General features: G+C 64.8%; 21 protein-coding genes. 15 read left to right on the top strand and 6 right to left on the bottom strand.

The genetic code is table 11. From position 1 onward, the window contains the following. A partial coding sequence (locus tag Q0L57_RS22900; protein ID WP_296745323.1) for a substrate-binding domain-containing protein occupies positions 1 to 658 on the bottom strand: 658 nt, incomplete at its 3' end. A gap of 297 nt (positions 659 to 955) precedes the next feature. On the opposite strand from Q0L57_RS22900, the gene Q0L57_RS22895 reads away from it, so the two are divergent. Together Q0L57_RS22895 and Q0L57_RS22890 are read left to right on the top strand one after the other, a co-directional pair. After that, positions 956 to 1,351, top strand: coding sequence for a cupin domain-containing protein (locus Q0L57_RS22895; RefSeq protein WP_296745322.1), 396 nt, complete (start codon positions 956 to 958; stop codon positions 1,349 to 1,351). 10 nt (positions 1,352 to 1,361) lie between these two features. Beyond that, positions 1,362 to 1,733 (top strand): DUF2255 family protein, encoded by a 372-nt coding sequence (locus tag Q0L57_RS22890; RefSeq protein ID WP_296745321.1) that lies wholly within the window; start codon positions 1,362 to 1,364, stop codon positions 1,731 to 1,733. A 70-nt stretch (positions 1,734 to 1,803) separates the two neighbouring features. On the opposite strand, the gene Q0L57_RS22885 is transcribed toward Q0L57_RS22890, so the two are convergent. After that, positions 1,804 to 2,823, bottom strand: a complete 1,020-nt coding sequence (locus Q0L57_RS22885; protein ID WP_296745320.1) for an LLM class flavin-dependent oxidoreductase — start codon at positions 2,821 to 2,823, stop codon at positions 1,804 to 1,806. A gap of 249 nt (positions 2,824 to 3,072) precedes the next feature. On the opposite strand from Q0L57_RS22885, the gene Q0L57_RS22880 reads away from it, so the two are divergent. The 6 genes from Q0L57_RS22880 (at position 3,073) to Q0L57_RS22855 (ending at position 8,924) form a co-directional block, all read left to right on the top strand. Further along, positions 3,073 to 3,975, top strand: coding sequence for a MurR/RpiR family transcriptional regulator (locus tag Q0L57_RS22880; protein WP_296745319.1), 903 nt, complete (start codon positions 3,073 to 3,075; stop codon positions 3,973 to 3,975). Between the two features lie 84 nt (positions 3,976 to 4,059). Further along, positions 4,060 to 5,064 (top strand): extracellular solute-binding protein, encoded by a 1,005-nt coding sequence (locus Q0L57_RS22875; protein ID WP_296745318.1) that lies wholly within the window; start codon positions 4,060 to 4,062, stop codon positions 5,062 to 5,064. Positions 5,065 to 5,080: 16 nt separating this feature from the next. After that, positions 5,081 to 6,895, top strand: a complete 1,815-nt coding sequence (locus Q0L57_RS22870; protein ID WP_296745317.1) for an iron ABC transporter permease — start codon at positions 5,081 to 5,083, stop codon at positions 6,893 to 6,895. Continuing rightward, the gene (locus Q0L57_RS22865) at positions 6,892 to 7,935 is read left to right on the top strand and encodes an ABC transporter ATP-binding protein (protein WP_296745316.1); all 1,044 of its coding nucleotides are present in this window, start codon (positions 6,892 to 6,894) and stop codon (positions 7,933 to 7,935) included. The genes Q0L57_RS22870 and Q0L57_RS22865 overlap by 4 nt, the downstream gene beginning before the upstream one ends. A gap of 21 nt (positions 7,936 to 7,956) precedes the next feature. Next, positions 7,957 to 8,712 carry a COG4280 domain-containing protein gene (locus tag Q0L57_RS22860; RefSeq protein ID WP_296745315.1) on the top strand — a complete coding sequence of 252 codons (756 nt, stop codon included), beginning with the start codon at positions 7,957 to 7,959 and terminating at the stop codon, positions 8,710 to 8,712. After that, complete coding sequence (locus tag Q0L57_RS22855; protein WP_296745314.1) at positions 8,709 to 8,924, top strand: hypothetical protein; 216 nt, start codon at positions 8,709 to 8,711, stop codon at positions 8,922 to 8,924. The genes Q0L57_RS22860 and Q0L57_RS22855 overlap by 4 nt, the downstream gene beginning before the upstream one ends. Positions 8,925 to 9,047: 123 nt before the next feature. On the opposite strand, the gene Q0L57_RS22850 is transcribed toward Q0L57_RS22855, so the two are convergent. After that, on the bottom strand, positions 9,048 to 9,680 hold the full coding sequence (locus tag Q0L57_RS22850) for an isoprenylcysteine carboxylmethyltransferase family protein (protein ID WP_296745313.1): 633 nt from the start codon (positions 9,678 to 9,680) through the stop codon (positions 9,048 to 9,050). A 332-nt stretch (positions 9,681 to 10,012) separates the two neighbouring features. Between Q0L57_RS22850 and Q0L57_RS22845 the strand changes: the two genes are divergently transcribed. From Q0L57_RS22845 to Q0L57_RS22820, 6 genes are all read left to right on the top strand, one after another. Continuing rightward, on the top strand, positions 10,013 to 10,270 hold the full coding sequence (locus tag Q0L57_RS22845) for a hypothetical protein (protein WP_296745312.1): 258 nt from the start codon (positions 10,013 to 10,015) through the stop codon (positions 10,268 to 10,270). Positions 10,271 to 10,302: 32 nt separating this feature from the next. Further along, positions 10,303 to 11,097 carry a hypothetical protein gene (locus Q0L57_RS22840; RefSeq protein WP_296745311.1) on the top strand — a complete coding sequence of 265 codons (795 nt, stop codon included), beginning with the start codon at positions 10,303 to 10,305 and terminating at the stop codon, positions 11,095 to 11,097. Positions 11,098 to 11,211: 114 nt separating this feature from the next. Next, complete coding sequence (locus Q0L57_RS22835) at positions 11,212 to 11,781, top strand: dual specificity protein phosphatase family protein (RefSeq protein WP_296745310.1); 570 nt, start codon at positions 11,212 to 11,214, stop codon at positions 11,779 to 11,781. Positions 11,782 to 11,850: 69 nt separating this feature from the next. Further along, complete coding sequence (locus Q0L57_RS22830; protein WP_296745309.1) at positions 11,851 to 12,528, top strand: winged helix-turn-helix domain-containing protein; 678 nt, start codon at positions 11,851 to 11,853, stop codon at positions 12,526 to 12,528. Between the two features lie 108 nt (positions 12,529 to 12,636). Continuing rightward, positions 12,637 to 14,019, top strand: coding sequence for a HAMP domain-containing sensor histidine kinase (locus Q0L57_RS22825; protein WP_296745308.1), 1,383 nt, complete (start codon positions 12,637 to 12,639; stop codon positions 14,017 to 14,019). Positions 14,020 to 14,169: 150 nt separating this feature from the next. Further along, complete coding sequence (locus Q0L57_RS22820; protein WP_296745307.1) at positions 14,170 to 14,424, top strand: DUF1344 domain-containing protein; 255 nt, start codon at positions 14,170 to 14,172, stop codon at positions 14,422 to 14,424. Positions 14,425 to 14,481: 57 nt separating this feature from the next. Here Q0L57_RS22820 and Q0L57_RS22815 read toward each other — a convergent pair whose 3' ends face one another. The 3 genes from Q0L57_RS22815 to Q0L57_RS22805 form a co-directional block, all read right to left on the bottom strand. Then, complete coding sequence (locus Q0L57_RS22815; RefSeq protein WP_296745306.1) at positions 14,482 to 15,642, bottom strand: glycosyltransferase family 2 protein; 1,161 nt, start codon at positions 15,640 to 15,642, stop codon at positions 14,482 to 14,484. Then, positions 15,639 to 17,270 (bottom strand): glycosyltransferase family 39 protein, encoded by a 1,632-nt coding sequence (locus Q0L57_RS22810; protein ID WP_296745305.1) that lies wholly within the window; start codon positions 17,268 to 17,270, stop codon positions 15,639 to 15,641. Before Q0L57_RS22810 ends, Q0L57_RS22815 begins: the two co-directional genes overlap by 4 nt. A gap of 294 nt (positions 17,271 to 17,564) precedes the next feature. Next, positions 17,565 to 17,993 carry an Lrp/AsnC family transcriptional regulator gene (locus tag Q0L57_RS22805; RefSeq protein WP_296745304.1) on the bottom strand — a complete coding sequence of 143 codons (429 nt, stop codon included), beginning with the start codon at positions 17,991 to 17,993 and terminating at the stop codon, positions 17,565 to 17,567. A gap of 122 nt (positions 17,994 to 18,115) precedes the next feature. Between Q0L57_RS22805 and Q0L57_RS22800 the strand changes: the two genes are divergently transcribed. Continuing rightward, positions 18,116 to 18,564: saccharopine dehydrogenase NADP-binding domain-containing protein (locus tag Q0L57_RS22800; protein ID WP_296745303.1), on the top strand; the 449-nt coding region annotated here is incomplete at its 3' end.

Here is an 18,564-nt window from a genome sequence, read left to right as displayed (position 1 = left end):
CCTCGGTCTCCCAATGCGCGGTCTTGGAGTCGAGCAGGTCGAGGCCGTTTTCCTTGACCGAGTCATCGAAGCCGAGCTTGCGTTCCTTGGCGTTGTCTGCCTCCGGATTGCCTTCCAGGATGACGACCTTGCCGCCCTTGCCCAGCGCCTTGCCGAGTGCGTCGCCGGCAAGCTTGGCGCCGGCGCGGTTGTCCGGACCGAAGAAGGCGAGGTCGACGCCGGCCTTCTTCTTGGCCTCCTCGTCGAGCGATACGTCGATGTTGATGACCTTGATGCCGGCCTTGAGCGCCTTGGCGATCGGCGTCACCATCGCCTTCGAATCCGCAGGCGCCACGACAATGATGTTGTAGTTCTGGGTGATGAAGTTCTCGATTGCGTCGACCTGCGCCGCGAAGTCGCGCTCGTCCTTCATGCCGACGGCGGCGAAATCGAACTTGTCCTTGTTCTTGGCGGCGTAATCCTCCGCGCCGGCCTGCATCTGCTTGAAGAATTCGTTGGCCAGCGACTTCATGACCAGCCCGACCTTCGGCTTGTCGGCGGCGAAGGCCGGCCCGAACGGTAGCGCCAGCGCGCCGGCGGCCAGCGCGCTGGTCTTGAGAAACCGGCGGCGCGAGAACGAGCCCAGGTCGAGCCCATGCGTGATAGAAGACTTGCTCATGCTTTCCTCCCTGATTGAGCCGTAATCGGTTACGTAACCGATTACGCGCAGACTAGAGCGCAGATTTAGCCAGTGTCAATAGGACGCAGGGGACAGTATAAAGGAGTTACGGAGGACCCGGTAGAGCGCGCGCCCTTCCTGCGGCCGCGCTTGCCGCCGAGCATTCCCATTGATGAATCCAGTTCATAGCCGCATCCGGATTATTTCGACTAATCGCGCGGGCCCGATTGCCCTAGATTCCCGGTAAGTTCGCTGGCGACCTGCCTGCGTCGGATACTCGGATACAAGGAGATATCGATGGAAATCATGCGCGCAGGCTCCCGGGCCTCAGGCAAGGGCCCGGCCGACTGGTTCACCGGCACGGTGCGGATCGACCCGTTGTTCAACCCGCATGCGCCAGAGCGCGTGCAAGGGGCGAGCGTCACCTTCGAGCCCGGCGCCCGGACCGCCTGGCACACCCATCCGCTCGGCCAGACGCTGATCGTCACCGCAGGTTTCGGCCGCGTGCAGCGCCTGGGCGGCCCGGTCGAGGAAATCAGGCCCGGCGACGTCGTCTGGTTCGCGCCCGGCGAAAAGCATTGGCACGGCGCTTCGCCGGACACTGCCATGACCCATATCGCGCTTCAGGAAGTCAAGGACGGCAAGGTCGTCGACTGGATGGAGAAGGTCTCCGACGCGCAATATGGCGGGTGAGGGGGCGGCAATGGCCTGGCAGGAAAACGAACTGGAGAGGATCGCCGCGAGCGACGATCTCCACATTGCGCCGTTCCGCGACGACGGCAAGACCTACGGCACGCCGACCTGGATCTGGTCGGTCGTGGTCGACGGCGACCTCTATGTGCGCGGCTACCATGGACGGCAGTCGCGCTGGTACCAGGCGGCGGTCAGTCAGAAAGCCGGCCGGATCACTGCTGCCGGGATAACCCTGGACGTTGCCTTCGAGGCGGTCGACGGCCCGATCAACGACCGCATCGATGCGGCCTACAGCGCGAAATACGCGACAAGCGCCTATCTCACGCCGATGATCGGCGAACGCGCCCGCGCCGCGACCGTGCGCATCACGCCGAAGCGCTGACGGGCGTCTAGAGCAATTCCAGGAAAAGTGTGTAACGGTTTTCCGTCCGGAATTGCGTAAAAACAAAGAGTTAGCGCCAGCCGAGCGCCGGCGCCACGTGCTTCAGGATCGACTCGATCACATGCGCGTTGTAATCGACCCCCAGCTGGTTGGGCACGGTCAAGAGCAGGGTGTCGGCCTCGGCGATCGCCTCGTCCTCTTTCAGCTGCTGGACGAGTAAGTCGGGCTCGGCGGCATAGGTGCGGCCGAACACGGCCCGCTTCTCCGGCTCGATATAGCCGAAATGGTCCTGGCCCTCGCTGCCGCCGAAATAGGCGCGGTCCATGTCGTTGACGATAGCGAAAATGCTGCGGCTCACCGAGACGCGCGGCTCCCTGGCGTGGCCGGCTTCCTTCCAGGCGGCGCGATAGGCGCGGATCTGCTTTGCCTGCTGGATATGGAGCGGTTCTCCGCTCTCGTCGAATTTGAGGGTCGAGCTCTGCAGGTTCATGCCGAGCTTGGCCGCCCATTGAGCGGTGGCGTCCGTGGCCGCGCCCCACCAGATGCGGTCGCGCAGACCTTCCGAGAACGGCTCCAGCCTGAGCATGCCGGGCGGATTGGGAAACATCGGCCGTGGGTTGGGCTGGGCGAAGCCCTGGCCGCGCAACACCTCAAGGAAGACCTCGGCATGCTGTCGCGCCATGTCGGTGTCGGTCTTGCCCTCCTCCGGCACGTAGCCAAAATAGCGCCAGCCATCGATCACCTGCTCGGGCGAGCCCCGGCTGATCCCCAACTGCAAACGCCCGCCGGCGATCAGGTCGGCCGCGCCGGCGTCCTCGGCCATGTAAAGCGGGTTCTCGTAACGCATGTCGATGACGGCGGTGCCGAGCTCGATGCGCTTGGTCTTCGCGCCGGCCGCGGCCAGCAGCGGGAATGGCGAGGCAAGCTGCCGGGCGAAATGATGGACGCGGAAATAGGCGCCGTCGGCGCCGAGCTCCTCGGCCGCGACCGCCAGGTCGATCGACTGCAGCAGCGCGTCGGCGCCCGAGCGCGTGCCCGATTGCGGCGAGGGCGTCCAATGCCCGAACGACAGAAACCCGATCTTCTTCATGTGCCCATTCCAGCTCGTGGCGGTTCTTGAACCGCTCAAATTCATTTGTCGCTCCAGCAGATAGCCAGCGCTGTCCGGCGATTCAACGGACACCGGACGGATACAGACCGTCAATCAGTTCGGATCCGGACAAGCATCGAGACGTTCGCCGAGGTGCGCAGCTCCACCCGCCGCTGTCACACGGGTGTAATGAACATTTCGGATGGTCGATGCCGTAGCGATTGCTACCAACCTCTGGCGAGCGCCGTCATGAAGCCCGAAGACACCGCCGATCGGCAAGGCACGTTCGACGATCGCGTCGAGGCCGCGCTCGAAACCCTGCCGCCCGCCGAGCAGCGCATGGCCCGCTTCTTCGTCAGCCAGAAACAGTCGGTGCTCTTGGGCTCCGCCGCCGAGATCGCGGCGCTTGCCGGCACCAGCGACGCGACCGTGGTGCGCACCGCGCGCTCGCTGGGCTTCGAAAGCCTGTCGGCGCTTCGCCAGGTGCTGCTCGCCGACCTCACTGGAACGGTCTCGCCCGGCAGGCGGCTGGCGCACACGCTGCAGGAGACCGGCAACGACAGCGCCTCGGCGCTGCGCCATGTCGTCGGGCTCCACGAAACCGTGCTGGAGGCGCTGAAGCGGCCGGACATGGAAGACGCCTTCACGCGTGCTGTCGACATCCTGGCTCGGGCCAACCGCCGGCATGTCTTCGGCATCGGCCCATCGGGCGCCATGGCCGACTATGCCAGCCTTCAGTTCAACCGCATCGGCCTGCCGAGCAGTGCGCTTTCGGTTTCGGGCGTCGCGCTAGCCGACCGCCTGCTCTGGCTTGGAAGCGGCGACGCGGTGCTGATGATGGCCTACGCGCCGCTCTACCGCGAGGTCGAGATCGTCCTCGACCAGGCCGGCCTCCACGATGTGCCGGCGGTGCTGATCAGCGACAATCTTGGACCGCTGGTGTCCGACAAAGTTGCCACGACGCTGCCCGTGCCGCGCGGCAAGGCCGACCATCTCGCCACCCATGGCGGCACCATGGTGCTGATCGAGGCGCTGATCATCGCGCTGGCGGCAAAGGCCGGGGAAACCGCCTTCGACAGCCTGGACCGGCTGAGCAGCATGCGCGGGGTGATCGACAAGGCATGGATCAAGCGTGGAACGCGCAAGAAATAATTGCCGACGACATAAAAATGTCAACAGACGTGTTGTAGTTTAAAATTGGCATTACTCTGCCTTATCAAACAACAGGAGAGCAAAATGAAATTAAGGACAACGTTTGGACTGGCGTTGGGCTTGACGGCTCTGTCTATCGCAGCTCCCGCTTCGGCCGCCGATCTGGTGCTCTACGATGCGCTCGACTTCGCCGGCCCGGTCGCCAAGGCCTTCCAGGCCAAGACCGGACTGACCGTCGATGTCGTCGAGCCTGGCAGCACCGGCGAGACGCTGGGCAAGATCGCGGCTGAGGGCAGCAATCCGCAATTCGACATCGTCTGGCTCGACGGCTCCGCCGTCATGGAGCGGATGGCGGCCGACCACGTACTGCAGCCGATCCCCGCCGAAGCCTACGATAAGGTGTCCTTCACCGATCTCGGCAAGTCGCTGATCCCGCAGAGCCATTCGTTCCTGCCGACCGGCACCAGCACGACCGCCATCGAGGTCAACACCAAGAAGGTGCAGGCCGACAAGATGCCGAAGTCCTGGGCCGATCTCGAAGCCTTCGCCGGCAGCGTCGCCGCCAAGGACCCCAACCTCTCCGGCCCGGCCTATCAGTGGCTTGCCGGCCTGTTCCAGACCAACGGCGTCGACGACGGCAAGGCACTGCTGGCGAAGACCTTGACCAACAAGTCGCTGTCCGGCCTGTCGAGCGGCGGCAAGGTCAACAAAGCCGTGCTGACCGGCGACGCCTCGGTCGGCATCAACCAGGACAGCGCCATTTTCTCCAAGATCGCCGCCGGTGAACCCGTTATCGCGATCTATCCGAAGGAAGGCTCGGTCTCGCTGCCGCAGGGCCTCGGCATCAGCGCCAAGACGCAGCACATGGACGCCGCCAAGAAGTTCATCGGCTTCGTCACCAGCGCCGAAGGCCAGGCGGCGATGCAGAACGGCGACGACACCGACTTCTTCTACATCCCGATCATCAAGGGCGTGAATGCCAAGCCGGGCCGCGAGACCAACATCGCCTACACGCATCTCGACGACCAGGTGGCCTCGAAGCACGAAACCGAATGGAAGAAGTGGTATAAGGACAACTTCGTCCAGTGACCGCGCTGATCCGGCAATGACGATAGTGCAAAATCCCGACGCCGCGGCCCTTGCCGGCGGCGTCGGCTCCGACCGGGGGCATCGCCGCGGTTGGCTGGCGCTGGCCCGCTTTGGCGGGCCGGCCGCGGTCTATGCCGTGTTCGCGCTGCTGATCGGCTTGCCGCTTGCGCTGGTCCTGCTGCAGGCCATCATGCCCGGGCTTTTTGCCGTCGACGGCGCGACCGGCCTTCTGAGCCTCGAGCCGCTCGTCAGCATCTTCTCCTCGCCTTCCACCGCCGCCTCGATCCTGCATTCGCTCGAGCTCGGCCTGCTTGCCGCCTTCACGACTACGGTCCTGGGCGGTGCCTTCGCTGTGCTGGTTCAGCGCTGCGATATCCCGCTGCGCGGCACGATCTCCGTCGTGCCCTGGCTGGTGTTCCTCACGCCGTCCTACCTGAAGGCGCTTGCCTGGGTGCTCCTCATGTCGTCGGGCGGCTACCTTGCGCAGCTCGGCCTGCTGCCGCCGGCATTGGGCGCCGATTTCTTCGGACTGGCTGGCCTGGTCTTTGTCCATACGCTCAGTCTTTTCCCACTCGCCACATTCATCATCGGCAGCGCGCTCGCGGGTCTGGGCAGCGAGCTGGAGGACGCGGCGCGCCTGTCCGGGGCCGGAGCGTTCCGGATCTGGCTACGCGTCAACGGCCCGCTGCTCGCGCCCGCAATCGTGCTCAGCTTTATCGCCACCTTCGCCGAGGTGCTGTCCGATTTCGGCCTCGCCTCGACGATTGCCCGGATGTCGAGCTTCGGCGTGCTCACCTACGGGATCTATGCGGCGGCAAGCGACTATCCCGTCGACTTCCCCGCGGCCGGCGCGCAAGCCCTCGTTCTCCTTGCACTTGTTCTGCTTGTCGTGGTCGCGGACCGGCTGCTGCGCCGCCGCGCCGATCCGCATCTGATCTCGGGGCGCGCCAAGCCGGCCAGGCTCTACAATCTCGGCGCCTGGCGCTGGCTGGCCCTTGCGGCCGCGCTGACGGTCGCTTTCCTGGCGCTGATCCTGCCGCTCGGCGCGATCGCCGCGCGCGCGCTGACCAGCACGCTCGGCCACGGCCTGGAGCCCGGCAACTTCACGCTGGCGAATGTGACCGCGGCGCTGAGCCCCTACACCGCTGCCAATGAAGGGCTGATGCGCAGCCTGTTCTATGCCGGCCTCACCGCCATCATTGCCAGCGCGCTTGCGCTGCTTTTGTCGGCGCAGCTCGATCGGTCCAGCCCGGTCATGCGCACGGCGGTGCTCGGCCTGTCGCTCGGCGCGGTCGCCATTCCCGGCATCGTGCTGGGTTTCGGCTACATCCTGGTCTGGAACCGGCTGCCCGGCTTCCGCGACTGGCCGTTTCCGCATTATGGCGACGGCTCGCTGCTGGTGATGGGCTACGTCGCGGCGGCGCTGCCCTACTGCCTGGTGGTGATCCTTTCTGCCATCGGCCAGCTGGCGCCGAGCCTGACCGACGCGGCGCGGCTGAACGGTGTCGGCGCGGTCCGCCGCCTTCTGTCGGTCACCTTGCCGCTGATCCTGCTCAGCGTCGTCACCGCTTTCCTGCTGACATTCATCCGCACCGTCTTCGAGTTGCCGATGTCGCAGATGCTTATCCCGCAAAGCGGTCCGCCGGCGCCGACGCTGATCCTGAAGCTGTTCAGCCACGACCGCGACGGACTGGCCTGCGCCATCGCGCTCGCCGCCATGGCCGCCGCAGGCGGTGCCGCGGCACTCGTCTGGTATCCGCTGAAACGCTTCATCGCCCCTGGCCTGCGCCGGCCGCGACGTGGCAACATCGCATCGGGAGAGCCGTCATGACCGCTTCGCTCCATTGCGCCGGCATTCGCAAATCGCTCGGCGGTCGCGCCGTGCTGAGCGACCTCGACCTCGCCATCAAGGCCGGCGAGGTGGTGTCGCTTCTTGGCCCAAGCGGCTCCGGCAAGACCACGCTGCTGCGCAGCATCGCCGGCCTGGTGGATCCCGAGAAAGGCACCATCACGCTTGGCGACCGCGTCGTCTGGAGCGAAAAAGCCGTGGTGCCGCCGGAAAAGCGTCGGATCGGCATGGTTTTCCAGGACTATGCGCTGTGGCCGCATATGACGGTGGCCGGCAACCTGTCGTTCGGGCTGCGCTCGCAACGCCTGCCCGAGCAGGAAGTGGCGACCCGCGTCGGTCACGCGCTGGAGGTGACGCGGCTTTCGCCCTATCGCGAGCGCTACCCGGCTGAGCTGTCGGGCGGACAGCAGCAGCGCGTCGCCATTGCCCGTTGCCTCGCCGCGCGGCCGGCGCTGATGCTGTTCGACGAGCCGCTCAGCAATCTCGACGCCGCGCTGCGCGAGGATATGCGCATCGAGATGATGGAGCTGGTGCGGCGCGAGGCCGCCACGGTGATCTATGTGACGCACGATCAGGCGGAAGCGATGGCCGTCTCGGACCGCATCGCCGTGATGCGCGACGGCCGCATCGCCCAGTTCGACACGCCCCGGGCGATCTATGAGCGACCCGCCGACTGTTTTGTCGCCGGCTTCATCGGCGGCTTCTCGGTGGTGCCCGGCATGGTCCGGGACGGTATGTTCAGCGTCCGGGGCGGCGGAGCAGACAGCGTGCGCACCCCGGGTGCGGCGTCGGGCGAGGCCATGCTGGTGGTGCGGCCGGAAGATGCGCGCCCGGCCGACGCGCATCCCGGCAACCGCCTGCAAGGCAAGGTGCTGTCCAGCGCCTTCCAGGGCCGCTGCTGGCGGCTGGCGGTGGAGCTTGGCCCGCAGCGCGTCCGGCTCGACTGGCCGGAGGCGCCGCCCGTTGGAACGCCGCTTGCTTTCTCACTGCCGCCAGAGCGCTGTATCGTACTTACCGCATAGTGATTCCCAGAAAGGCACTTCATGCATGGCCTGACGCCCATCCTTTCCACCGTGACGGCCTCCTTCTTGGCCTCCTTCGTCGAGGTGGTCGAAGCCTTCACCATCGTGCTTGCCGTCGGCGTGACGCGCAGCTGGCGCCCGGCGCTGACCGGCGCGGTGCTGGCGCTGGTGGTGCTGGCGGCTCTGGTGCTGATCTTCGGGCCGCTGCTCGCGCTCGTTCCCATCACCGTGCTGCAGTTCGTGGTCGGCGTGCTCCTGATCCTGTTCGGCATGCGCTGGCTGCGCAAGGCGATCCTGCGCAGCGTCGGCGTCATTGCGCTGCACGACGAGGAGCAGACCTTTTCCAAGGAAACCGCTGCCTTGCAGCGGCAGGCCGATGATCGCCGCGCCGACTATCTGGCCGCGCTGGCGTCGTTCAAGGCGGTGCTGCTCGAGGGCGTCGAAGTCGTCTTCATCGTCATTGCCGTCGGCGCCGCGCACGGGCAGACGCTCTATGCCAGCCTCGGCGCGCTTGCCGCCTTCATCCTGGTCATGCTGATCGGGCTTGCCGTACACAAGCCGCTCGCCCGCGTGCCGGAGAACTCGCTGAAATTCGTCGTCGGCCTGATGCTGACCAGCTTCGGCGTGTTCTGGACCGGTGAAGGCATTGGCGCCGAATGGCCGGGCGCCGACCTCGCGCTGCTCGGCATCTTCGCCATCATCGCCATCGCGTCCTTCGCCATCGTGCGCTGGCTGCGCAGCGCCTATCCCGCTACCGCTGAAGGAGTAGCCCGATGAATATGATCCGTCTCGTGGTGAAGGAACTCGTCGGCATGTTTGTCGACGACGGCAACCTGGCGCTGCTGGCCGTGGTGCTCATCGCCGTGGTCACCGCGGCGGTGAAGCTGCTCGCCCTGCCGCCGCTGGCCGGCGGCTGCCTGCTGCTGGTCGGTTGCCTGGCGATCCTTGTCGAGAGCGCGCGCCGAGCCGCGCGCGGCGCTGGGCGCTAGCGAGGCCCGTCGAGTTTCAGTTCAGCCGAGAACCGGAGCGGACCACACTCTAGGTACGTGAGGATGGGAAACGCAGGGAGCCGGCAAGCGGGCCGGCGTCACCTGAAACTCGGCACGCCTCTATCAGTAGATGCTGAACAGGGTGGGCAGCATGCCGATCGTGCGAAAATGCTCGACGATTTCGATGAGCGGGAACACCGCCAGGAAATAAAGCCCGTCCCGGAACGTGCTCTTCAGCGCGCTCGTCGAGAACATCCATTGATCTTCGTCACGGTAGAGCATCGGGTTCGGCCAGAACCGCGGCGTCCGCTCGGCATAGGCCGCGTAGACGGCGCCGAATTTGCCGAACAGGAATTCGGCCTCCTTGCGCGCGGTGAACCGGAAGACAAGGAAGCAGGCCAGGCCGAGGATGATGGCCGCCAGCACCGATCCGAACATCAGCCCGATGCCGACCGTGCCGACGGTCGAGAAGAAATAGAGCGGATTCTGCGTGATCGAGAACGGCCCTATCGAGATCAGCTCGTCATTCTTCCTGCCGCCGACATAAAGGATGCTCCACAGCCGGCCGAGAAAGCAGACGAGCACCAGCATGAAGCCGGCGAGCTCCATGAACTCGTGCCCTGACGAGCCCTCGACAAGCACCGGCCTGGTGAACAGCAACAGGATGATGGCCAGCACCGCGCCCAGCTGGACGACGATCAGGCGCTTGTGCTGGTCGAAGGCCTTCGGCGCGGGTTTGAGCGATGTGTACGTCATTTCTCGCCTGCTCCAGCGGCCACCGAGACGATGAACCCTAAGCAATTCCAGGAAAAGTGCACAACGGTTTTCCGTCTGGAATTGCGTCAAAATAAAGAGATCGAGCAATTCTGCGTTTCTGTGAAACGGTGAACTGCTCTAGCGTCCCACTAGCCTTTCTCCCGGCCAATAGCGAGAGCCCGGTACTATTTTCGGTCATCATTACGAAATTGTAAGGGCGCGGACAGGCTGAGGTGAATTCACCCTCCTACCGTTAAGTCGCCGTCGCACCGGATTTGCGGCGGTTCGATTGAACGCTGCCGAAGATCGGCTCCAGATCAGGAAACTCCATCATGAACAAATTTGCTCTCGCGCTTTCGCTTGCCACCGTTGTCGTCGCCTCCCCGCTCTCATCGGCGTTCGCCGCCTCGACCCCTTGTGAAACCACACTGAAGGACCTGCGCGCGGCCGAAGCGGCCGCGAAACTCAGCGACGCGGACAAGAACAAGGTTTCCGACCTGGAAACCAAGGGCATCGAGCGCTGCAACGCCGACGACGACAAGCGCGCCAATGAGTTCTTTGCCCAGGCCATGAAGGTTCTCGGCAAGTAAGCCGCTTTTCAAGTCAAGGACAGGATACCGCCATGACCGCTTCAGCCATCAAATCCGCCGCGCCCGCGCTCAACCGGGTTCCCGAAGTCACCGTCGATTTCTGGCTGATCAAGGTCATGGCGGTGACCATGGGCGAGACGGCGGCCGATTATCTGGCCGTCAATCTCGGCCTCGGCCTCACCGTCACCTCGCTGATCATGTCCGGTATCCTCGTCGTCGCCCTTGTCCTGCAATTCGCGCAGAAGCGCTACGTTCCCTGGGCCTACTGGCTGGCTGTCGTGCTCATCAGCGTCGTCGGCACACTGGTCACCGACAATCTCGTCGATAATTTCGGCGTAAAGCTGCAGACGACGACGATCGCCTTTTCCATCGTGCTCGCCCTGACTTTCGCGGTCTGGTACGCCTACGAAAAGACCCTCTCCATCCACACCATCTTCACGACCAGGCGCGAGATCTTCTACTGGCTGGCGATCCTGTTCACTTTCTCGCTGGGCACCGCGGCCGGCGACCTGGTAGCCGAGACCTTCGACATGGGCTACCTCACCACCGGCCTCATCTTCGGCGGCGTGATCGCGCTGATCACCCTTGCCTATTGGTTCCTCGGGCTAAACAGCATCGTTGCCTTCTGGCTCGCCTACATCCTGACGCGGCCGCTCGGCGCCTCGTTCGGCGATCTCCTGTCGCAGCCGGTCGAATATGGCGGTCTCGGCTTCGGCACCACCATCACCAGCCTGATCTTCCTCGGCTGCATCGTTGTGCTGGTTGCCTATATGACGTTTAGGAAAAGCCATGGCGATGCCGAGGACATGCTCTTCGAGACCGACTAGAGTGAAGCGGTTTTTGGTCCGGAAATCGCGCCAAGGCAAAGAGATGGGGATGCGGAATTGCATCGGAAGGAACGGTTAGCCGGATGACGGCGGCCAACAGCGGGAAACTGACCGGTGAACGCATCGCGGCACCTCAGAATCTGGGCGGCATCGCTGGTCGGCGTTGCCGCCTTTGCCGGTTGCGCGCTCGCCTCCACCCATCTCAACAACAATTTCCATGCCATCGTCGAGGGCCAGGCCTACCGGTCGGCGCAGCCGACGGCCGAGGACATTGCCTATTACAAGCGCGATTACCGCATCGCCACGATCATCAACCTGCGCGGCGCGGCCCCTGGACAGGAATGGTACGACGCCGAACTGCGCGCCGCGATGGAGCTTGGCATCCGGCACATCGACTTCGCCATGTCGGCCCGCACGAAATTGACGCGCGAGCAGTCGCTTGCGCTGATCGCCCTGATGAAATCGGCCCCAAAGCCGTTGCTCATCCACTGCCAGGCCGGATCGGACCGGACCGGGCTTGCCTCAGCCCTCTACATGGCGGCGATCGCGCATGCCGGGGAGGAGAAGGCGGAGGCGCAGCTTTCGATCCGCTACGGGCACATAGCCATTCCGGTCATCGGCCCTTACGAAATGGACCAAAGCTTCGAGGATGTGGAGCCGGCGCTGGGGTTCTTCAGCTCATGAGCGGCTTTCTGGGAAAGCACCATCGCCAATGTTAGCATGTCGTATCGATAGAAGCGGGCACGCGCAAAGATGAGACTTCTCCTCGTCGAGGACGATCCGAGAACAGCCGACTACGTTGTCAGGGGGCTCGCCGAAGCCGGCCATGTCTGCGATCTCTTGCGCAACGGTCATGACGCGCTCTTCGCCGCGACCCGTAATGCCTATGACGTCATCGTGGCCGACCGCATGATCCCGGGCCTCGACGGCCTGTCGATGATCAAGGCGGTGCGCGCCGCCGGCGTCCATACGCCGGCCATTTTCCTGACCTCGATCGGCGGCGTCGACGATCGCGTCGAAGGGCTGGAGGCCGGCGGCGACGACTATCTCGTCAAGCCATTCGCCTTTTCCGAGCTGCTCGCCCGCATCAATGCGCTCGGTCGCCGGCCGGCCGCGCAGGAGCAGAAGACGGCGCTGCGCGTCGCCGACCTCGAGATGGACCTGATCATGCGCCGCGTGACCAGGCAGGGCCAGCCGATCGACCTGCAGCCCCGGGAATTCAGCCTGCTTGAGGTGCTGATGCGCGGCGAGGGCCGCGTCATCACCCGCACCATGCTGCTGGAGCGCGTCTGGGACTTCCATTTCGATCCCAAGACCAGCGTCGTCGAGACCCATATCAGCCGGCTGCGGGCCAAGGTCGACAGACCGTTCGACGTGCCGCTCATCCACACCGTGCGCAACACCGGCTACAGCCTGCATGCGCCGGCCTAGAGCAATTCCAGGAAAAGTGCGTAGCGGTTTTCCGGCCGGAATTGCGTCGAGCAAAAGCGCAATTCCAGGAAAAGTGCGCAGCGGTTTGCCGGCCGGAATTGCCGCGGCATGAGCGAAACGCGCGCCAACCTGCTGCGCAGCACGCCGTTCCGGCTGGCCCTGACCTTTGCCTTCCTCTTCGTGCTCGCCTTCATCCTGTCGGGCGCGATCGTCTACCAGCTGATGAGCGCCGACCTGGCGAGGCGGCTGGATGAATCGATCAAGGAAACCTTTTCGGTCGTTGCGGTGACCTATGCGGAAAGCGACAGGCAAGACCTCATCGCCACGGTGAACGACCATGCCCAGCTCGACACCGACAAGGACCAGCTCTTCTCGCTGACCGACGCGCAGGGCAACCGGCTGGCCGGCAATTTCACCGCTTCCGACCTTCCCGACGGCTTTTCGATGTTCGAGGCGCATCTGCCGGGCGTGCCGCCGGACACGATGTACCGCGCCTATTCGGGCATGGTTGGCAGCACCAATTTGACGGTCGCCTTCTCGCTTTCCGAGACCGAAGAGCTGGAAACCATCGTGCTGATGAGCTTCGGCTGGGGAACGCTCTTCATCACCGGGCTGGCGATCGCCGGTGGCGCCTTGCTGGCCTCGCGCGTCCAACGCCGCCTCGACGCCATCGCCGCCACCATGGTCGACGTTTCGCATGGGCGGCTCGACGCGCGCATCCCGCTGATCGGAAATGGCGACGACATCGATGCCGTCTCGGCGCAGGTCAATGCCGCTCTCGTGCGCCTGTCCGCGCTGGTCGACGGCATGCGGGAGGTCAGCGCCAACATCGCGCACGACCTGAAGACGCCGCTCAACCGCTTGCAGATGATCTTGGAATCGGCCGCCGACAAGACGGTCTCCGGCGAAGATGTCACCGACGAGCTGGCCGATGCGCGCGCGGAAAGCCTGCAGATCAACGATACGTTCGACGCCTTGCTGCGCATCGCCCAGATCGAGGCCGGCGCGCGCAAGGCACGCTTCGTCGACCTCGATGTCGGCCGCGTGGTCGAGACCATTGGCGACGTTTATGCCGATGTCGCCGAGGACGACGAGAAGTCTTTGTCGACAAAGATCGTTCCGGATACGAAATGGTTCATCCACGGCGATCGGGACCTGCTGATGCAGTTGCTGGCCAACCTGGTCGAGAACGGCTTGCGGCATTGCCCCCCTGGTACCGCCATTGAACTCTCAGTGGCCCGGCAGGCGGACCGAGTCCTCATCGAGGTCTGCGACAACGGCCCGGGCATTCCGGCGGAAGAGCGCGAAAAAGTGTTCCAGCGGCTCTATCGGCTGGATTCCAGCCGCACCACGCCCGGCAGCGGCCTCGGGCTCAGCCTCGTCAAGGCGGTGGCCGACCTGCATGGCGCGACGATCACCCTGGAGGATCGCAATCCCGGCCTCGCGGTGATCATCAACTTTCCGGCCGTGCGAGCCCCGGCCGCCGCCTGAGCTCAATCGGGCCTAGTCGTCTTACGCATCTGTAAGCGCCTCGCCAACCGCTCGAAAACTTCGACGCCTAGACTCGCTTTCGTTCCCGTAATTCGGGGCGCCGCCGGTGCAGCTGCGCCGGGTCGGCAATCTGACAAGAAAGGAAAGAAGATGAACAAATCCGTCATTGCAACGGCAACGGTCCTGGCGATCGGGTTGGCGACCAGCGCCTATGCCAAAGGCGCCACGGGCACCATCGCCAGCATCGACAAGAAGGGTGATTCCTTCACCTTGAGCGATGGAAAGACCTTTGCCTTGCCCGAGAACATCGAGGTCGAGACGCTGAAGGTCGGCGAGAAGGTGACCGTCACCTATTCCACCAAGGCCGGCAAGATGGAGGCTTCGGCCGTCCAGCCGGCCCAATAGCCGCTGGAGACTGGACTGGCAGGGGGTGAGGTCGGCACCACGGTGCCGGCCACACCTCTACCGTGCGCGCCAGGTGATGGCCGAGTTGGTCACATAGTTCCAGGCGGCGCCGACAACGGCAGCCGCTAGGCCTGCCACCCACCAGCGCGACGAACTGGTGTAGAGCAGGCTGGACACGCCGACGCCGGCCACGACGCCGACGCTGCACAGCGCGGCGAACATGCCGAAACCGGTCAGGAACTGCCAGCCGCGCCGGCGAAGGTCGCGATAGGTGAAGGCATTGTTGAGCGAATAGTTGAAGGCCATGGCAGTGAACATGGCCGCCGTCTGGGCCGCGACGAAAGGCAGGCCTCGCGACAAAAGCGCGTGCAGGGTTGCCAGATGGACGACCACGCCGGCAGATCCGACGAGCCCGAAGGCCAGGAACCTGGTCGAGATCACGTCGCCGGAGGCCTTGGCTACGAGCAGGCCGGCATATTCGAGCACGACGGTCGAATCGAGCTTGCTTTGTCCGTGCAGGCGCGGGCCGAAGACGTAAGGGATTTCCCGGATGCGCATGGCCGGCGACGAGGCCACGATGTCGAGCAGGATCTTGAAGCCTTGCCGCGACAGTCGCGGCGCCACTTGGTCGACGATCTCCCGCCGCAACATGAAGAACCCGCTCATCGGGTCGCCGATCGGCGTCTTGAGGAGCAGTTGCGCAAGGCGTGTCGCCAGCCTGCTGCCACTCGACCGCAAGCGGCTCAGCCCGCCCGAGGCGCTGCCTTCGTCCTGATAGCGGCTGGCGATCACAATGTCGGTCTCGCCGCCGCGCATGATGTCGAACATTGCCGCCAGGCGCGTCTCGTCGTGCTGGAGATCGCCGTCCATGACCGCCACCACCGGCGCCGAGCTCGACAGGATGCCTTCGAGGCAGGCACCGGCAAGGCCGCGGCGGGCAATGCGCCGGATGCCCCGCACGCGGTGATCGCGCACGGCGATTTCGCGGATCGCCGCTATCGTTCCGTCCCTGGAATCGTCGTCGACGAAGACGACCTCCCAGTCGATGCCTTGCAGCGCGCCGCGCAACCGGTCGACCAGCAGCGCGATGTTGGCTCGCTCGTTCAGCGTTGGAACGACGATGGTGAGTTCCGCGCTCCGATGCCCTCGCGCGCTGGCGGGGGAGTCGCCAGCCATGCCGGTGGCCTCGATATGTGTCGGGTTAGCCGCCTGGTTCATGGCTGCGGCCCACCGCTGGTCTGGCTGGTTGTTTTGTCCGGAAGCTGTGCTGGCGCCATGCCGGTTCGTTTGACCGGGAGGATGAGGATGTCGAAAACCGGAAATCTGGCTATGCGTTGGGTGACGCGGCGCGCCGGACCGCTTGCCTCGTACAGGCCTGCAAGGCTGTCGCGGTAAGTTTTTTCGCTGGCGGCTTCGTCGGCGGGGTTCAAGGCGGCGATGAGGAAACCATTGCCGAGCCCGTTCAGCCGGGCGTGGTCCATGAACTGGAAATGCCGCGGATCGCCGGGCAGCACGTCTATCGGCACGTCTGGACCGAGGGCGTGCCCGACACGCGCGCCCTGCATCCAGTTCGGCGCCACGGCGAAGACGCCGGGATCCTTGATCTGGCTGGCCTCGAGCAGGCCGGCCAGCGCCGACCAGTCGACAATCTGCCAGTTCACGTCGAATTTCGGCGCCCGCTCGAAGAATGGCCGGGTGAAGGCGCCGGTCGTTGCCTGCAGGGCGAACCCTATTGCCAGCAGCGGAACGACAATCGCGGCGACGGCAAAGGATGCGTTGAGCCGCGCCGGGCGGCGCTGCGCGAAGTCGCTGCACCACTGCCCGACCAGCGGAAATGTGAACAGGAAGCCGCTCATCGACCAGTGCGGTAACGAATGGGAGCTGAACAGGGCGGCCGCATCGAAGAAGACGACCGGCAGCGCCGCGATCAGCAGGAAGAACCGGTCGGCCGCCGAACCTGGCGACCTCGCCGCGCGCCACAGGCAGATCATGGCGATCAGCCAGATCGGCGGCCAGACATAGCCGGCCTGGCCAAGCAGGGTGATCCCGAAATTTGTCGGATGGAGCAAGTGACCTTCGTTCGCCATCCCCCGGCCGGATTGGAACGCCAGCGAGATCCAGCCATGGCGCATGTTCCACACGAGCACCGGCAAGAGACCGAGCGCCGCTATCGCCGCGGCCACCCAGGGCCCGGCCGTCCGCAACTGGGCTCGCCCGGGCTTCGTCAGAAGCAGCACCAGAAGGGCCGAAATCGCGAACAGCCCGGCCTGGTATTTCGACATCATGGCCAGGCCGAGCGCCAGCCCGCCCGCGATCCAGCGCGGCAAGGCATTATGCGTCTTGCCGCCGAGAAGCATCGGCGCGACGAACCAGGCGCTGGCCAGCAGGAAGAAATCGAGTGGCCCGTCGGGGACGACGAAGTGGCCGGCCGAGATCAGGAAGAACGGCGCCACGCTGTACCAGGCGACGGCCCAGAATGCAGCCACGGCGCCATAGGCCTGGCGGGTCAGGTCGAACAGCAAGAGCGCGGACAGAGAACCGAGCAGCACATAGGGCAGCCTCACCGCGAAGCGGCATTCGCACCCGGTGGCGTCCGCCATCAGCCGGGCGAGCGCGAAGCCTAGCGGCGGGTGGTCGAAATAGGAAAGCGAATGGCTGCGCGACACCACCACGGCATAGGCTTCGTCGATCGATAGCGGAATGACCGCGGCAAGCCCGAGCCGCAGCACCAGGAATGCCGCGATCAGCAACGCCGCTTGAAGGGCGGGGAATTTCAGCAGGTCGGACGGCTCGCGCGCCGACGGCGTAGCGGCCGAGCCACGTGCCCAGGACTGAACGGCTTGCATGGGACGCTACAGTGTCCGTTCGGCGCACATGCGGGCAATTGCAGCGCGCCGCCGCATGGGCGGGTGGAGGACGGCAGCCGCCTCAGGCGGAACGAAGCAAACGGGATAACCGGGACGCAGCATCTGTGGAAAGAACCCCCTCAAACCACCAGCCCCGGCATGCGGAGCAGCCGGCGCGATTCGGGGACTCTGCTCGCACAACCATACTGGCGGTTTGCCGCATCATTACAAATCGGTAATGTTGAGACGCGGCCGGAGAGACCCGGCTCGTTGGAACAGGCTGGCGTTGGGTGACTACCGGTCGATACGCGTCGACAGGATGATCGAGGACGATGTCCGCTCGACGCCGTCCATGGCGCCGATCCGGTCGAGCAGCGCGTCTAGGTCGCGGATCGAAGGCGCGTCGACGATGACGATCATATCGAAATTGCCGCTCACCGAATGCACCGTCCTCACCGGCGGTATCGCCTCCAGGCTCCGCACCACCTTGTCGGCGAGTTTCGGCGTGACGGTGAGCAGCACATGCGCTTTCACCAGCCCTTGCTCGTAGTCGGGCGAAAGCTTGACGCCATAGCCGGCAATGATGCCGCGTTGCTCCAGCCGTTCGATCCGGCTTTGCACCGTCGTGCGCGACACGCCGAGCTGGCGCGCCAGCTCGGCGGTCGAGGCGCGGGCATTGGCACGCAGCAAGGTGAGCAGCGCCTGTTCGGCTTCACTAAGCATTTCAACGAATCCTCTCGGCATATCGTGCAAAATTAGGTTTCACTTTGCTAGATTCCACACTCCCTTTCGACAGGCAAGCTGCGATGATTCCCGCCAACTCGAATTGGAAGGGGTATTTTGATATGAAGAACATCGTTGTCGTCGGCGCCGGCAAGATCGGCTCGACTGTTGCCGAAATGCTCAGCGCCACGGGTGACTACCGCGTGACGGTCGTCGACCGCTCGGCAGCTCAATTCGTCGCGGCCGAATTGCCGGCCGGTGTCGCGACGCAGGAACTCGACATCGCCGCCGCCGGCGAACTTGAGAAGGTCCTTGCCGGCAAATTCGCCGTGCTGAGCGCTGCCCCCTTCCACCTCACCACCCGGATCGCCGAGGCAGCGGCCGCAACCGGCGTCCACTATCTCGATCTCACCGAGGATGTCGTCTCGACCCGCCGGGTCAAGGAACTGGCGCGTGAAGCCAAGAGCGCCTTCATCCCGCAATGCGGCCTGGCGCCGGGCTTCATCTCGATCGTCGCCAACGATCTTGCCAGCCGCTTCGACACGCTGGAAAGCGTGCGCATGCGCGTCGG

The organism is Mesorhizobium sp. (genome assembly GCF_024509055.1).
Lineage (GTDB): Bacteria > Pseudomonadota > Alphaproteobacteria > Rhizobiales > Rhizobiaceae > Mesorhizobium.
The sequence above is the reverse complement of the archived record's forward strand: the minus strand, read 5'-3'. Positions and strand labels throughout refer to the sequence as shown.

What these genes read in the sequence shown, in the direction of transcription:
- Q0L57_RS22895 (WP_296745322.1), top strand. Translation starts at nt 956, where the DNA reads ATGGAAATCATGCGCGCAGGCTCCCGGGCCTCAGGCAAGGGCCCGGCC.
- Q0L57_RS22890 (WP_296745321.1), top strand. Translation starts at nt 1,362, where the DNA reads ATGGCCTGGCAGGAAAACGAACTGGAGAGGATCGCCGCGAGCGACGAT.
- Q0L57_RS22885 (WP_296745320.1), bottom strand. Translation starts at nt 2,823, where the DNA reads ATGAAGAAGATCGGGTTTCTGTCGTTCGGGCATTGGACGCCCTCGCCG.
- Q0L57_RS22880 (WP_296745319.1), top strand. Translation starts at nt 3,073, where the DNA reads ATGAAGCCCGAAGACACCGCCGATCGGCAAGGCACGTTCGACGATCGC.
- Q0L57_RS22875 (WP_296745318.1), top strand. Translation starts at nt 4,060, where the DNA reads ATGAAATTAAGGACAACGTTTGGACTGGCGTTGGGCTTGACGGCTCTG.
- Q0L57_RS22870 (WP_296745317.1), top strand. Translation starts at nt 5,081, where the DNA reads ATGACGATAGTGCAAAATCCCGACGCCGCGGCCCTTGCCGGCGGCGTC.
- Q0L57_RS22865 (WP_296745316.1), top strand. Translation starts at nt 6,892, where the DNA reads ATGACCGCTTCGCTCCATTGCGCCGGCATTCGCAAATCGCTCGGCGGT.
- Q0L57_RS22860 (WP_296745315.1), top strand. Translation starts at nt 7,957, where the DNA reads ATGCATGGCCTGACGCCCATCCTTTCCACCGTGACGGCCTCCTTCTTG.
- Q0L57_RS22855 (WP_296745314.1), top strand. Translation starts at nt 8,709, where the DNA reads ATGAATATGATCCGTCTCGTGGTGAAGGAACTCGTCGGCATGTTTGTC.
- Q0L57_RS22850 (WP_296745313.1), bottom strand. Translation starts at nt 9,680, where the DNA reads ATGACGTACACATCGCTCAAACCCGCGCCGAAGGCCTTCGACCAGCAC.
- Q0L57_RS22845 (WP_296745312.1), top strand. Translation starts at nt 10,013, where the DNA reads ATGAACAAATTTGCTCTCGCGCTTTCGCTTGCCACCGTTGTCGTCGCC.
- Q0L57_RS22840 (WP_296745311.1), top strand. Translation starts at nt 10,303, where the DNA reads ATGACCGCTTCAGCCATCAAATCCGCCGCGCCCGCGCTCAACCGGGTT.
- Q0L57_RS22830 (WP_296745309.1), top strand. Translation starts at nt 11,851, where the DNA reads ATGAGACTTCTCCTCGTCGAGGACGATCCGAGAACAGCCGACTACGTT.
- Q0L57_RS22825 (WP_296745308.1), top strand. Translation starts at nt 12,637, where the DNA reads ATGAGCGAAACGCGCGCCAACCTGCTGCGCAGCACGCCGTTCCGGCTG.
- Q0L57_RS22820 (WP_296745307.1), top strand. Translation starts at nt 14,170, where the DNA reads ATGAACAAATCCGTCATTGCAACGGCAACGGTCCTGGCGATCGGGTTG.
- Q0L57_RS22815 (WP_296745306.1), bottom strand. Translation starts at nt 15,642, where the DNA reads ATGAACCAGGCGGCTAACCCGACACATATCGAGGCCACCGGCATGGCT.
- Q0L57_RS22810 (WP_296745305.1), bottom strand. Translation starts at nt 17,270, where the DNA reads ATGCAAGCCGTTCAGTCCTGGGCACGTGGCTCGGCCGCTACGCCGTCG.
- Q0L57_RS22805 (WP_296745304.1), bottom strand. Translation starts at nt 17,993, where the DNA reads ATGCTTAGTGAAGCCGAACAGGCGCTGCTCACCTTGCTGCGTGCCAAT.